Origin of the sequence: Streptomyces sp. WY228 (assembly GCF_019287315.1) — a bacterium.
GTDB lineage: Bacteria > Actinomycetota > Actinomycetes > Streptomycetales > Streptomycetaceae > Streptomyces > Streptomyces caviscabies.
On sequence record NZ_CP079114.1, the window covers coordinates 674,552 to 688,532 of the forward strand.

At 73.1% G+C, this 13,981-nt stretch carries 14 protein-coding genes; 2 read left to right on the forward strand and 12 right to left on the reverse strand.

Annotation, left to right across the window (positions count from 1 at the left end):
- Positions 1-7: 7 nt before the first annotated feature.
- The 9 genes from KV381_RS02910 to KV381_RS02950 all read right to left on the reverse strand — a co-directional run bounded on the left by KV381_RS02910 (position 8) and on the right by KV381_RS02950 (position 7,913).
- Complete coding sequence (locus KV381_RS02910; RefSeq protein ID WP_218784392.1) at positions 8-568, reverse strand: hypothetical protein; 561 nt, start codon at positions 566-568, stop codon at positions 8-10.
- On the reverse strand, positions 568-1,950 hold the full coding sequence (locus tag KV381_RS02915; RefSeq protein ID WP_218784393.1) for a hypothetical protein: 1,383 nt from the start codon (positions 1,948-1,950) through the stop codon (positions 568-570). Before KV381_RS02915 ends, KV381_RS02910 begins: the two co-directional genes overlap by 1 nt.
- Positions 1,947-2,756 (reverse strand): ABC transporter ATP-binding protein, encoded by an 810-nt coding sequence (locus KV381_RS02920; protein WP_030082987.1) that lies wholly within the window; start codon positions 2,754-2,756, stop codon positions 1,947-1,949. Before KV381_RS02920 ends, KV381_RS02915 begins: the two co-directional genes overlap by 4 nt.
- A 44-nt stretch (positions 2,757-2,800) precedes the next feature.
- Complete coding sequence (locus KV381_RS02925; RefSeq protein WP_218784394.1) at positions 2,801-3,601, reverse strand: zf-HC2 domain-containing protein; 801 nt, start codon at positions 3,599-3,601, stop codon at positions 2,801-2,803.
- A complete protein-coding gene (locus KV381_RS02930) occupies positions 3,598-4,158 on the reverse strand; it encodes an RNA polymerase sigma factor (protein WP_030082983.1) in 561 nt (186 codons plus the stop codon). Before KV381_RS02930 ends, KV381_RS02925 begins: the two co-directional genes overlap by 4 nt.
- 86 nt (positions 4,159-4,244) lie before the next feature.
- Positions 4,245-5,171, reverse strand: a complete 927-nt coding sequence (locus tag KV381_RS02935; RefSeq protein WP_218784395.1) for an AEC family transporter — start codon at positions 5,169-5,171, stop codon at positions 4,245-4,247.
- A 131-nt stretch (positions 5,172-5,302) separates the two neighbouring features.
- A complete protein-coding gene (locus KV381_RS02940; protein WP_030082979.1) occupies positions 5,303-6,016 on the reverse strand; it encodes an N-acetylmannosamine-6-phosphate 2-epimerase in 714 nt (237 codons plus the stop codon).
- Positions 6,013-6,957, reverse strand: coding sequence for an ROK family protein (locus KV381_RS02945; protein WP_030082977.1), 945 nt, complete (start codon positions 6,955-6,957; stop codon positions 6,013-6,015). The genes KV381_RS02940 and KV381_RS02945 overlap by 4 nt, the downstream gene beginning before the upstream one ends.
- Positions 6,954-7,913, reverse strand: a complete 960-nt coding sequence (locus tag KV381_RS02950; RefSeq protein WP_218784396.1) for a dihydrodipicolinate synthase family protein — start codon at positions 7,911-7,913, stop codon at positions 6,954-6,956. Before KV381_RS02950 ends, KV381_RS02945 begins: the two co-directional genes overlap by 4 nt.
- Before the next feature lie 166 nt (positions 7,914-8,079).
- On the opposite strand from KV381_RS02950, the gene KV381_RS02955 reads away from it, so the two are divergent.
- Positions 8,080-8,838, forward strand: coding sequence for a FadR/GntR family transcriptional regulator (locus KV381_RS02955; protein ID WP_030629301.1), 759 nt, complete (start codon positions 8,080-8,082; stop codon positions 8,836-8,838).
- Here KV381_RS02955 and KV381_RS02960 read toward each other — a convergent pair.
- The 3 genes from KV381_RS02960 to KV381_RS02970 all read right to left on the reverse strand — a co-directional run bounded on the left by KV381_RS02960 (position 8,781) and on the right by KV381_RS02970 (position 12,158).
- Entirely contained in the window at positions 8,781-10,217 is a 1,437-nt protein-coding gene (locus KV381_RS02960) for a sialidase family protein (protein WP_218784397.1), read from the reverse strand. The two genes, KV381_RS02955 and KV381_RS02960, sit on opposite strands and share 58 nt — an antisense overlap.
- Before the next feature lie 51 nt (positions 10,218-10,268).
- Positions 10,269-11,267, reverse strand: a complete 999-nt coding sequence (locus KV381_RS02965; protein ID WP_218784398.1) for an acetylxylan esterase — start codon at positions 11,265-11,267, stop codon at positions 10,269-10,271.
- A gap of 159 nt (positions 11,268-11,426) precedes the next feature.
- On the reverse strand, positions 11,427-12,158 hold the full coding sequence (locus KV381_RS02970) for a FadR/GntR family transcriptional regulator (RefSeq protein ID WP_030082967.1): 732 nt from the start codon (positions 12,156-12,158) through the stop codon (positions 11,427-11,429).
- A gap of 164 nt (positions 12,159-12,322) precedes the next feature.
- Here KV381_RS02970 and KV381_RS02975 point away from each other — a divergent pair, with 164 nt between their 5' ends.
- Positions 12,323-13,918 (forward strand): ABC transporter substrate-binding protein, encoded by a 1,596-nt coding sequence (locus KV381_RS02975; RefSeq protein ID WP_218784399.1) that lies wholly within the window; start codon positions 12,323-12,325, stop codon positions 13,916-13,918.
- Positions 13,919-13,981: the final 63 nt, after the last annotated feature.

Below are 13,981 nucleotides of genomic sequence, written 5' to 3' on the forward strand. Positions count from 1 at the left end.
CGGTTCGTCACTTTCTGGGGCCGGTCGCGGCGTAGGCGGCGACTCCGCCGGTCAGCAGTGCGGCGGCGGTCCAGGCGGCGGGCCCCGAGCCGGCCGGGGCCTGCAGCCAGCCCGCGACGCCGCCCGGGTCCGGTGGCGCGAAGAGCGTGACGGCGGGCCAGCCGACGACCGGAGTCCAGGCGTACGTCGCGCCGAACAGGACGGCCCCGAGTGCGGCCAGTCCGGTCAGCCCGGCGGCGTCCCGGAGCAGGAACGCCGCCGTCACCGGCTCCCGCCCCGCCGACTGCGCCGCCAGGAGTACGAGGGTGACGGCGGCGGCGATCAGCAGAACATGGGCCGCCCGGAACGGGGCCCAGCGGATCGCCGCGGTCCGGTCCAGGGCGGCGTCCTGGCCGCCGAGCCCGGGGGCCGCCGCGGCCACGGCGGCCGCCACGGCGAGGACGGTCAGCCGGGGGTCGGCCGCGCCGTCGCCCGCCGCCGCCACCCCGAACAGGACCGCCGACGCGAGGAGCGCCCCCGCGGCGGCCGGGGCGCGCCGCGACCGCGCGTACAGCAGGAGCCCGTTCATCACCGTGCTCCCCCGGCCAGTTCCTCGGCCCAGGTGAACTCGCAGCGAAGAGCGGCCTCGCGCACCTCGGCGGCCCGGTTGCGCTGCCGCTCCGGGGAGAGCGCCGAGAACTCCTTCCACGTCTTGCGCAGGGAGGCGCGGTGGGCGTCGCGGTCGTACACATCGGCCTCGATCGGCCGGAACGTACCGAGCGCCCAGCTCGCCAGCACGCTCTGCACCACGAGCACCCCGTCGCCGCCGAACTCCCGTGAGCTGAGGGCCCGGCAGCTCGGCGCGAGGCCCTCGCCGACGAGCCGGCGCAGCAGTTGGTCGCCCTCGGCTCCGCCGATCTGCGGGTCCTCGAAGTTCACGAGCACCGATCCGGCGTCGAGCCGGCGGTCCGCGCCGACGGCCCGGAGCGCGGTCTCCTCGCGTACCCGGTGCGGCGCCACGTCGCCGAGCGCGGTGTCCAGGACGTCCAGTGCCCGGGCGGCGGTCGGGGCGAGCGCTTCCAGTCGCGGGCGCTGCAACTCCGTTACGCACACCCGGCCTTCGCAGACCTGCGCGGCGGCCGCCGGGTCGACGCGGTAGCTGCCGCGCGCGTCGCCGGGCAGCACCAGCAGCGCCAGGGCCGCTCCGGCGAGGACGGGCACGACGGACAGCAGCCTGCCGCGCGTGTTCCGGGCGCCGAGCAGGGCGAAGCCGGTGGCGAGCAGGCCGAGGAACCACAGGCTCTGGCCCAGGTGTACCGATCCGGTGAGGGTCAGCAGGGCCTGACGCGGTTCGGCGACGGCCGGTGAGAGCTGCGAGAACAGATGCGATCCGACCCGGGCGGTGGGCAGTTCGCTGTCGCCCTGCTGCATCAGCAGGACGTTCGCCGCGAGGAACAGGACCGCCAGGGCGGGCGGGGTCAGCGGTGACGGCAGGGCCCGTGCCACCCCCATGCCGAACACGCCGGCGGCCACCAGGGCGAGCAGCGCGACCGCCGAGATCGGCAGCCAGCCCAGGTGGGTGTACGAGGCCGGGCCGAGCGCCACCAGGACGCCGCCGCACACCAGCAGGGCGCCGAAGCCGGTCACCAGCGCCACGGCGATCGCCGTGGCCGGGGTCGCGGCGCGCTGCCAGCCGGGCCTCGGTGTGGTGGCCAGCAGTTCCGGCATCCGGGAGCGGTGGTCGCGCAGCCCGTACAGGGCTCCGATTCCGGCGGCCACGGGCCACAGATAGGCGAGCAGCACCCGGGTCCACAGGGCCAGCGAGGTCCATTGGCCGGTCCATCGGACCGTGCCGCGCCACCAGCTGCCGTCGATGGCGAACAGGAACAGGAAGCCGGCGACGAGCACGGTGAGGCCGGCCCAGAGCGCGGCGGAGCGCAGGAGTTCGGTGCGCAGGACGCGGAGGTTCACCAGCTGCCCTTTCCCTGGTCGGAACCGGACAGCAGGGCGGAGTAGCCGCGTTCCAGCGGGCTGTCGCCGGGCTGGTCGGCGGTTCCGGCGGCGGCCAGCGCCTCCGGCGTGCCCTGGAAGACGAGGCGGCCCCGGTCGAAGAGCACCACATCGGTGCAGGCCGCGGCGACGTCCTCGACGAGGTGGGTGGAGACCAGCACACAGCTCTCCCGGCCGAGTTCCTGGAGCAGGGCGCGGAACTGGAGGCGCTGTGCCGGGTCGAGGCCGACGGTCGGTTCGTCGAGCAGCAGCACCGAGGGGTCGTTGACGATGGCCTGGGCGATGCCGACGCGGCGCACCATGCCTCCGGAGAGCGCCTTCATCCGGCTCTCGGCCCGGTCCGCCAGACCGACCCGTTCCACGGCGCGCTGCACGGCGCCGGGGATGTCGCGGGCGGGCATCTCCTTCAGCCATGCCATGTAGGTGACGAACTCGCGGACGGTGAACCGCTTGTAGTAGCCGAACTCCTGGGGCAGATAGCCGATGCGGCGGCGCAGCTCACGGTGGTGGGCGCGGTCGCGGACGGAGTGGCCGAACAGTTCGAGGTCTCCGCCGGTGGGCCGCAGGACGGTGGCGAGCGTGCGGATCAGGGTGGTCTTGCCGGCGCCGTTGGGCCCGAGCAGACCGTGGGTCCCGGTGCCCAGCGAGAGGTCGAGGCCGTCGACGGCGCGGTGGCGGCGGCCCACCTCGACGGTGAGGCCGGTGGTGTGGATCTCGTGGACGTAGGTGCGTGGCGCGGTGTCGAGCGCGCCGGTCGGAACGGTCATCGGTTGCTCCTTGCGGGGTGCCGTCGCAGGCTTTCGGGGCGTCATCACAGGCTCGTGGGGGTGGTGTAGGACCGGCGGCGGGCCAGGACGACGCCGACGGCGGCGGCGAGTGCCAGGGCCCAGAGGGGAAGGTGTTCGGGGCGGAGGAGGAAGAGGCGGCCCAGGGCGGCGGCCGGGGCGAGGACGGCCACGGTCCACAGCGCGCCCAGGGCGACGGTGGCGCGGCCGACGCCGATGACGCCGCCCAGCGCCAGGGCCGTCGCGGTGAGGGCGAGGGAGGGCAGCAGCCACTGCGCGAGGGCGACGCCGGTCAGGAGGCCGGCGACCAGGTGCACCGGCAGGACGACGGCGAGCACCGTCGCCGTGCGCCGCAGCAGCAGGGACAGGCCGGCGCGCGGGGTGACGGCGGTCAGTTCGAACGCCGGGTCCAGACCGCGTGACCAGGCCGCGGCGACTCCGGCGAGCGGCAGGACCGGCGCCAGCAGCAGGACGGGCGGCGCCCCGCGCGTCCAGCCGGCGGTACGGTCCAGCAGCACCGCGACGACGCTCACGCCGATGACCATGGCCAGCCAGGGGCCCATCACCGGGGTGGCCCAGGCCGTCGGGCGGCGACGGCGGCGCGGCGCGGGCGTCGAACGGTCCAGGGCCGGTTCCAGATCGCTGCGGACGGCGGTCAGCAGGGCGGTGACGGCGGGCACCTCGGCCGCCGCCCCGGCCAGTCTGCGTCGGCAGGGGGCGCACTGTTCCAGATGGGCCTCCACGGCCCACAGTGCGTCGGCGGGCAGATCGGTGTCGCCGTGCGCGTAGCTGCTGACCAGCCGGTCGGACGGATGCTCGACGCTCATGCCAGTGCCCTTCTCATCGCGATACGGGCCCGGCGGGCCCGGGTCTTGACGGTGCCTTCGGGAAGATCGAGCAGGACGGAGGCCTCGCGGACCGACAGCCCGTCGAGCACCAGGGCCTGGAGGACCTGCCGCAGTTCCGGGGCGAGGGTCCGCAGGGCGTCCCCGACCTCCCCGCCGACGTCGGCGGCCAGCGCCTCGTCCTCGGCGGCCGGGGCGGTGGCGTGCTCGGCGGCGGCGGCCGGTGGTGCGGCGTGGTGGGCGCGGCGGCGGAAGGCGTCGACCAGGCGGCGGGCCGCGATCGTCCAGAGCCACCCGGCGGCGCTCCCGCCGACCGCGCTGCCGGCGAACGCGCCGGCGGCACGCCACACGGCGAGATAGGTCTCCTGCATGACCTCGGCGACGATCTGCTCGTCGGCGCAGCGGCGGCGCAGCCGTACCGCCAGCCAGGGCGAGGTCAGCCGGTACAGCTCGTCGAACGCGCCGCGGTCTCCGTCGGCGACCAGACGGAGGAGGTGTTCCTCGGCCGGTTCCGGGGGCCGCTTCTTACGTAGTCTCACACCGGCCAGACGCGGGACGGGGCGCGAGGGTTCTCACCGGGGAGTGGTCTGCGTCACACCTTCGCCCGGGCCGTCCGGCCCGGTGGCTACCGGCCGAGCAGTGCGGCGACGGCGATCAGCACCGGGACCGAGAGCAGCGTGGACAGCAGGATGGACTCCCTGGCGAACCGCTCGGCGACCCGGTAGTGCGAGGCGTACGTGAAGAGGTTCTGGGCGGCCGGGAGCGCCGCGATCACGACGACGTCCAGCAGCGCCTCGCCCCGCAGTCCGAACAGGCCGGCGCCGACGGCCCAGGCGACGATCGGCTGGGCGACGGTCTTCAGCCCGGCGGACAGGTACAGCGCGCCCCGGTCCTCCCCGCGGCCCGGCCGTTCGCCGCCGTGCAGGGATATCCCGAAGGCGATGAGGACCGCGGGAACCGACATGTCGCCGATGAGGGCGAGCGGTTCGAGCAGCGGTCCCGGCAGTGTCCGGCCGGACGCCGCCACCGTCACCCCGGCCAGCGATGCGATCGCCATCGGGTTGCGCAGGGGGGTGGTCAGCCGCCGGACGAACGACATCGGTTCCCCGGGCCGGCCGAGGTCGAGGACGGTCAGGGCCAGCGGGGTCACCAGGATCTGCTGGAGGAGCAGGACGGGGGCGACGAGCGAGGCGTCGCCCAGGACGTACACGGCGATGGGGATGCCCAGATTCCCGGCATTGACGTAGCTGGAGCACAGGGCGCCGATCGTGACCCGTCCGGCCTCCCAGCGCAGGAACAGCCCGGCCACCACGACGAAGACTCCGGCCGTGGCGGCCACGGCTGTCGCGGTGACCAGCAGACGGGTCGACAGGACGACGGACAGGTCCGCGTCCGCGAGCATCGTGAAGAGCAGGGCCGGGGTCGCGACGTTGAAGGCCAGCCGGGTCAGCACGGCACGGCCGTCCTGCCCCAGATAACCGCGGCGCCCGAGGACGTAACCGACGGCGATCACGGTGGCGATCACCGTGAATCCGGTGAGGACTCCCTGCATGTCTTCCTTGCGGGTGGATCAGGTGCGACGGCCGACCGGCCGGGCGGAACGCCTGGTCGGGCGCGGGCACAGCGTCTCAGACGGGCGGGCGCGTCCTTGAGGCGGGGGCGCGGCCCGGCCGGCCCGCGGGTTCAGACCCGGTCCGGTCCGTCCACGCCGTCATCCGCCCGCCGCGCCAGTGCGCCGACGAAGCGTGAGGTCAGGGCGGTCGGCGCGGTGATGGCCGTGCCGACCACGACGCTGTGGGCGCCGCGGTCGAGCGCCTCGGCGGCCTCCTCGGGGGTGTTGATACGGCCTTCGGCGACGACGGGTACGGAGATCGCGGCCGACAGCGACGCGACGAGGTCCAGATCCGGGCCGGTCTGCTCCGGGGTTCCCGGCACATAGCCGGACAGGGTGGTGGAGACGAGGTCCGCCCCCTGTCCGGCGGCGGCGATCCCCTCGGCGAGCGTGGCGACGTCGGCCATGACGAGTGCGCCCGCCGCGTGGACGGCGGCGACCAGCTCGGCGAAGGTGGAGCCGTCCGGGCGCGGCCGGTCGGTGGCGTCGGCGGCGACCACGGCGGCGCCCGCATCGGCGACGGCCAGGGCGTGCCGGACGGTCGGGGTGATGTACACCCCGGTGTCGCCGTCCTTCCAGAGGCCGATCACCGGCAGGTCGACCGCGGCCACGATCGCGGCGACGACCTCCGGTTCGTTGGCGCGGATCGCGGCGCCGCCGCCGGCGACCGCCGAGAGCGCGAGCCGGACGAGCGTGGAGGTCTCCCGCATCGGGTCGCCGGGGGGCGCCTGGCAGGAGACGATCAGCCGGCCCTGGAGTGCGGCGGCCAGGTCCTGTGCGTTCATCGGTGGGCTCCCGGGTGGTGGAGGGGAAGGGTGGTGGTCAGGGCAGCGGCGCCCAGCACGGCGGCGTCCGCGCCGTGGAGCGGGGGTTCGGGGAGAAGCCCTCGCAGGGGCGGCATCAGTTCGGCGGCGAAGGCGGCGGCCAGCGCGTCGCGGTACAGCGGGCCGATGTGCGGGACCCCGCCGCCGACGACGACCCGGTCGGGGCCGAGCGCGTTGGCCAGGCCGCCGAGGACCCGGCCGGCGGCCGCCGCACCGGTGGTGATGGCCCGGACGGCCGCCCGGTCGCCTTCGGCGGCGCGGGCGGCGACCGTTTCGAGCCGGTCCGGCCGGGTGCCGGTGAGCCGTTCGTAGTGGGCGGCGATGCCCGGCCCCGAGGCGATGACCTCCAGGTGCCCCGTGGCGCCGCAGGTGCACGGCAGCCCGGCCGCCTCGGCGCTGGGCAGATGGCCGAGGTGGCCGGCGATGCCGGCGGCGCCGTGCAGCATCCGTCCGTCGACGGCGAGGGCGCCGCCCACCCCGGTGCCGACGGCCGCGTACAGCAGCGAACCCCGGCTGTCCGCCAGTGCGTCGAGCTCCGGCCCCGCTGTGGCGCGCACATCGTTGTCGCAGGCCACCGGCAGGCCCGTACGGTCCGCGAGGCCGGCGCCGAGCGCGGTGCCCGCCCAGCCCCGGATGGAGTCGGTGGCGCTGGTGACCATGCCGCTGCGGGGGTCGACGACCCCGGCAGCGGCGATGCCGACCAGGGCGGCCAGGCCGTCCGGGTCCACCGCGGCCGCCGCGGCGGCGAGCGCGTCGAGCACCGCCGCGGCGCCCTCGCGGGCGGGGGTGGCCCGGGTGTGCCGGGCCAGCACCGCGCCGTCGGGGGCGAAGAGCGCCGCCGCGATCTTCGTACCTCCGAGATCGAGGCCGATGACCACGGCTCCGGCCGTACGCCCGGTCATCGGACCGGCGGCAGACCGGCGCCGCGCAGCCGCTCCGCGACGGAGTCCACGGCCGCGGCGGACAGCGGGATCTGCGGGAAGGCGGTGGCGCCGCGGTCGATGACGCCGAGCAGCCGCAGGGCCTCCTTGAAGGACCCGAGCGCCGACGAGCTGCGGCCCATTTCCTGCTCCGGGCCGACGTCGACCATGGCGAACAGCTCGACGAGCCGCTCCTGTTCGCGTGCGGCGAGCGTCCAATCTCCGGCGCGCGCCGCCTCGTACAGCCGTACGTAGCCGCCCGGATCCACGTTGCCGAGCCCGGGGACGACACCGTCGGCTCCGGTCAGCAGGGCCGCGTCCACGGTGAGTTCGGAACCGGTCAGCACGCTGAAGTGCGGCACGGGTCCCTGTGCCCGGCCTTCGCGCCCGCCCAGCTCGACGACGAGCCTGCGCAGCCCGCCCTCGTCGCCGCTGCTGTCCTTGAGGCCTGCCAGGGTGCCGTCCTCGGCCAGCTCACGGACCAGGGCGGCGGAGAGCTTGGAGTGCACGGCGACCGGGATGTCATAGGCGAACAGCGGCAGGTCGACGGTGCTGCGCAGCCTGCGGAAGTGCCTCGCGGTCTCGGTGGGGTGGGTGCGGGTGTAGAAGGGCGCGGTCGCGACGAGGGCGTCGGCGCCCAGCTCCCCGGCGGTCCGGGCGTGGGCGAGCACACGGGGGGTCGTGGTGTCGATGACCCCGGCGAGCACCGGGACCCGGCCCGCGGCGGCGGTGACGACGGTCTGCAGGGCGGTGGCCCGCTGAGCGTCGGTCAGATAGGCGACCTCGCTGGTCGAGCCGAGGGCGAAGAGGCCGTGCACTCCGTGGTCCACGAGGTGGCCGACCAGCCGGGTGAGGGAGGCCGTGTCGACCTCGCCCCGGTCGTCGAGCGGGGTGCAGACGGGCGGGACGACGCCGCGCAGCGGTGCGGTCAAGGACATGGTGGAAGAGCTCCAGCTCGCTCGGAACGCCGGTCTTTCGCCCGGAAGGGAAGACGAGACCAAGACATGAGACGTAAGATGTCTTACGTCTTGGCTTACCTTAAGCCGATGCCCCGGCGGCCGGTCAAGAGGCCTCGGCGGTCGACGACACTTCAGGAGGACGGTTGTGGCCCGCCCCACCATGGCGCAGGACATCGAGCGGAGGATCAAGGAACTGATCCTCGACCGGGCGCTCGGCCCGGGTGATCCGCTGCCCACCGAACCCGAGTTGATGGAGCTGTTCGCCGCCGGGCGGGTCTCGGTGCGCGAGGCCCTCAAGGCGCTGCAGGCCATGAACGTCGTGGAGATCCGACGGGGCTTCGGGACCTTCGTCGGTTCGCTCTCCCTGACGCCCTTCGCCGAGGGCCTGGCCTTCCGGGCCGTCGTGCGGCACGGCCGGGGCGAGCCGGGGCTGCTGGAGCTGATGAAGGTGCGCGAGGCGCTGGAGACCGGGCTGGTCGGCACCGTCAGCGCGGGCATCCCCGCCGAGGACCTGGCGGTGCTGCGGAGTCTGGTGACCGCGATGGAGTCCGAGGCCGCCCGGGACGGCCGGGTCGCCCGGGCGACCGACCGCGCCTTCCATCTGGCGCTCTACGCCTCGCTCGACAACCACCTTCTCAGCGAGGTGCTGGACGCGTTCTGGGCGGCCATGGACCGGGTGCGCACCAGCATGGACGACGGCCACCAGGACCCCCTCACCACCTGCCGCCAGCACCACGAGATCGTCGTGGCGGTGGCGGCGGGCGACAGGGTCCGGGCGGCGTCGGCCATGCGTGCCCACTTCGACGGCATCCGCGCCCGCCTGGAGCGGAGCCCGGACCCGGACGATCACGGAGTCACGGTCACCGACCGGCTGCCGGACGCCTGCTTGCCGTCGGCCCGGTAGGTCACAGTCAGCCGGGCGTCGCCGGCCGCACCCGCCGGGATCGTGACCGGCACCTTGATGTTGGCGCCCTCACCCGGGCGGACCGCCGGGAACGCCACCTGCTCCGTGCTCCAGCCGCCGGGCACCGTCAGGTCGAGCGTGCCCGCGTTGCGGGTGACGTCCATCCGGTTGACGACCCGTACGGTCACCTCGGTGGTCGTCCCGGCCTTCAGCGCGGCCGGGGGCGTGATGGTGATGTCCGCGCAGGTGCCGCCGAGCCACTTCAGGTCGAACGAGGAGTAGGTGATGTACCGGTAGTCGGCACGCTCGTAGAGGAGCCCGAGCCGGCCGTCCGGCAGCCGGGTCAGCGTGGAGTAGGCGACGCTGTCGGGGTCGACGACCTTCCGGATCGGCCAGGTCTTCCCGTTGTCGCAGGACATCTTCACGGTCAGGTTCTTCCGCGAGGTGCTGTCGGTGTTGCTGAACAGCAGCCAGGACGCCTGGGGGTGGGAGGCGGGGACGTCGGGGGCGTACCGGATGATCGAGCCGTTGTTGGCCGGGTCGGGCAGAGCGGTGTCCGGGGTGAACGGGGTGTAGGTGACGCCGCCGTCGGAGGAGTACGCGACGGTGCGGTACGGCGCGGAGCGGTTGTTGAGCATGATCCGGCCGTCGCTGAGTTCGACGGTCTTGTTCTCGTCACCGCCCGGGCCGACCGGGTCGCCCATGTTCCAGGTCGCGCCGTGGTCGTCGCTGTAGGCGCTGACGGCGTAATTGGCGCCGTTGTTCCGGATGGCGTACTGCTGGATCAGCCGGCCCTTGTACGCGCCGTTGCGCACCTGGATGCCCTCTCCGGAGGCCGCGAACATGCCGGCCCAGGCGGGATTCTTGATCTGCTTCGTGATCCGGCGGTGGTTCCAGGTGACGCCGTCGTCGTCCGAGTAGCTGTAGTCGGCCTGGAGAACGTCCGGGTCGCTCTCGTCGTTGCCGGTGGCCGAGCCGAAGAAGCCCTGGTTCACGGAGGCCGCGTAGAAGACGAAGATCCGCCCGGTCGTGCGGTCCACGAGGAGGCTGGGGTCGCCGAAGCCCTTGGGGGCCGCCTCCTTGCGGACGACCTGCTGGGTTCCCCAGGTGGTGCCGCCGTCGGTGCTGCGCCGTACGACGACGCCGAGGTTGCCGGGGAGGTCGCCGAGGGTGGGGCGGGTGTCGTAGGCGGCGATCAGGGTGCCCTCGACGGACGTCGTGAGCGCGGGGATGCGGTAGTACGGGGATCCGACGCCCTGGGTGGCGATGTCCTGGGAGGTCAGTTCGCCGGGGGCGGCCGGTGCGCCGTGGGCGGTGCCCGCGGTGGCTGCCACCAGGACGGCGGCGGACAGCAGGGCGACGGTGACTCTACGCTGCATGGACGATCTCTCTTCTCGTGAGGGGAGACGTGCGGACGGAGCGGTCGGCGGTCAGACGCGGTCGGCCGGGAGGCCGGCGAACAGGTCGCGCACCCAGGCCAGTTGTTCGGCCCGGTGGTGTTCGGTGCCGCCCTCGTGCCCGTTGAACTCGTAGACGCGTACGTCCTTGGGGCCCGCGTACCGGTTGTAGGCCGTGAAGCAGGTGGAGGGCGGGCAGACGTCGTCCGCCATCGCGACGGAGAACAGCGCGGGGGCGGTGGCCCGGGTGGCGTGGTGGGCCGCGTCGAAGTACGACAGGGTGCGGAACACCTCCTCGACGCGGTCGCGGTGGAGCCGGAGGTAGGTGGCGATCTCGGTGTACGGGGGTGTCGCGGCGATCCGCGCCGCGCGGGGGATGTTGCACAGGAACGGCACGTCCGGCATGACTCCGGCCAGCCCCGGCACCAGTCCGGCCACGGCCAGCGCGATACCGCCGCCCTGGCTGACCCCGGTCACCACGATGCGGGCCGGATCGACCTCGGGGTGCTCGCGCATCACCTGCACGCAGCGGACCGCGTCGGTGAACACCCGCCGGTAGTAGTGCGTTGCCGGGCTCTCGACGCCCCGGGTCAGGAAGCCCGGCACGGCTCCGGCCGATCCGGGGTCGGTGTCGGGGGTGTCGCCGGTCGCCGAGGACCAGCCCTGGCCACGGGTGTCCATGACCAGGTGCGCGTATCCGGCGCAGGCCCACATCAGCTGCTCGTGGGCCAGCCCCCTGCCCCGCCCGTACCCGAGGAACTCCACGATGCAGCCGAGCGGCCCGGTGGACCCGGCGGGCATCCGCAGCCACCCCCGTACCGGACGGCCGTCGTACCCGGGGACGCTCACGTCGTAACAGCGGACCTGGACCAGCCCGCTGTCGACCTCGTCGAATCGCGGCTGCCGGTCCGTCGCGCCGCTGGGGGCCTTCCCCTCCAGGGTGCCGGACCAGAAGGCGTCGAACCCGTCGGGAAGCGGCAGTTCGGGCCGGTAGGCGCGGCATTCCGCGAGCGTGAGATCGACCGACGGCATGGCGGTGCCCTCCTGGAGGGGACGAGGAAAGCGACAGGACAGAAGACGTCAGATGTCCTGATGGCAAACCAGACCGTAGGGAGCGTGGGGCCGCCCGTCAAGGGCCGGGCCACCCCGCGCTCCCGCCCCCGAGGCCGGACAGGAGCGCGCGGGCCGCGGTCAGCCCTCGCCCTCCCCGCGCGCCCTGGCCTCCGCGATCCGGCGCCTGACCGGGGCGTAGTGCTCGCCGAGGGCCTTCAGGAACGCGGTGACGTCGCCCGCGCGGGCCGCGTCCACGATGTTCTGGTGGGCGGCGACGGTCTCGGCCTCGTCGGCGTGCGTGAACCCCTGCAGATGCGGCGCGACGATGGTGTAGACGTCCCAGAAGGCCATCGAGAGCTGGCCGATCAGGTCGTTGCCGAGCGGCGCCACGAGCAGCGCGTGGAAGGCCCGGTCCGCCGCGACGAAGCCGTGCCCGTCGCCCGCACCGGTCTCGCGCATGGTCGCCACCAGGCTGTCCAGCCGGTCGAGCTCCTCGGCGTCCAGCGAGGAGATGATCCGGTCGGCCATGCCCCGCTCGAAGAGCTCACGCACGTCGACGAGGTCGGCCATCACCTGGAAGTCGTCGTCGGGCGAGAGCAGACCGCGGAAGGTGAGGCTCTCCACCAGCGCCGACAGGCTCAGCCGGCCCACGTACGTCCCGTGGCCGTGACGGACCTCGACGATGTCGAGCGCGGCGAGAATCTTGACGGCCTCCCGGACGCTGGAGCGGCTGGCGCCGAGCGCCTCGCACAGGGCCGGCTCCGTCGGCAACGGGTCCCCCGGGCGCAGCCGTTCGTCGAGGATGTACCGCTTGATGCCCTCGACGACCTCCTGTCGCAACAGGGTGCGACCGGGTCTCGCGCCGGACATAGGTGAACTCCCCACCTCTTGACCCCTCTCGATTGTCGAGCTACGTTCCCACGCTATCAAGGCATCAGACATCTGACGTCTGACGCTCACGCCGCTCAGGCGTCCCGATAGCCTTCGAAAATCCGTTCTCCACCCATTCCTCACCAACGTCCTTTGGAGGACCCGTGCCCGAGCTGAGGCCAGCCGGCGTCGAGCGCCGCACCTTCCTGCGTTACACCAGTGCCCTCGGCGCGGCAGCCGCCATCACGGCAGGCCTTTCGGCGTGCGGCGGGCCCTCCTCGACCGCCGACGGAGCGGCTGCGAAGGGCGACGGCAACGGCACCATCGAGGCGGGTCTGTCGTACCCCCTCTCGACCGGATTCGACCCGATGATCACCTCGGGCGCCACCCCGTACGCCGCCAATATGCACATCTTCGAGGGGCTCGTAGATCTCGATCCCGCAACACTCGTGGCGCGCCCCGCACTCGCCACCGAGATGCCGAAGAAGATCAACGCCACCACCTATCGCGCCACCCTGCGTGACGGCGCGACCTTCCACGACGGCTCACCGGTGACCGCCGAGGACGTCGTGTTCAGCTTCGAACGCATCCTGGACGAGAAGAACGCGTCGCTGATGGCACAGTTCGTGCCCTTCATCGACACGGTCACGGCGGTCGACGCGAAGACGGTCGAGTTCAAGCTCAAGTACGCCTTCGCGCTCTTCCCCTCCCGCATAGCCGTGGCACGGATCGTGCCGAAGAAGATCGTCGAGGCGGACGTCAAGGGCTTCGACGCCAAGCCCGTCGGCTCGGGGCCGTACAAGTTCGTCGAGGCGACCCGCGAGGACAAGATCGTCTTCGAGAAGTTCGACGCGTACAACGGCCCCCGCCCCGCCAAGGCCAAGAAGATGATCTGGCGCCTGATGTCGGACCAGTCGGCACGTGTCAGCGCCATGGAGTCCGGCCGCGTCCAGGCCATCGAGGACGTTCCGTACATCGACGTCCAGCGGCTCTCCGCCACTACGAAGACCGAGTCGGTCCAGTCCTTCGGCCTTCTCTTCCTGATGTTCAACACCGCCGACAAGCGGTTCGCCGACAAACGGGTCCGCCAGGCCCTGCACTACGCGCTGGACACCGAGAAGATCATCAAGACCGCGATGGTCGGCAACGCGACAGCCGCCACGGGATATGTCCCCACCACCCACCCCGACTACCACCAGGCGGCCACCGCCTACACCCACGACGTGGCGAAGGCGAAGAAGCTGCTCGCCGACGCGGGCGTGGGCAAGCTGAAGTTCACCGTGCTCACCACCGACACCGGCTGGGTCAAGGACATCGCCCCGCTGCTCAAGGAGAGCTGGGCCGCGGCCGGCATCGACGCCACCTTGAACATCGCCCAGTCCGCCGCCCAGTACGCCAAGGTCGACGGCGGCGACTTCGAGGTCATGGTCGCCCCGGGCGACCCCTCCGTCTTCGGCAACGACGTCGACCTGCTGATGCGCTGGTTCTACTACGGCTTCTGGCCGGAGAAGCGCTACGGCTGGTCCAGGACCGCCGAGTACAAGAAGGTCAAGCAGCTCCTCGACAAGGCGGCGCAGGCCGCCGACGAGGCGACCCGCAAGCGGCTGTGGGGCGAGATCACCGACCTGGTCGCCGACGAGGCCGCGCTCTACCCGATCCTGCACCGCAAACTGCCCACCGCCTGGAGCGAGAAGGCGCTGCCCGGCTTCAAGCCGCTGCCCACCACGGGCCTGTCCTTCGTGGGCGTCGGCCGCGCCTGACGTCCGCCCGGTCCGGGCCGCCGCCTCCACGGCGGCCCGGACCCGCCCTCCGCCCGATCGCAA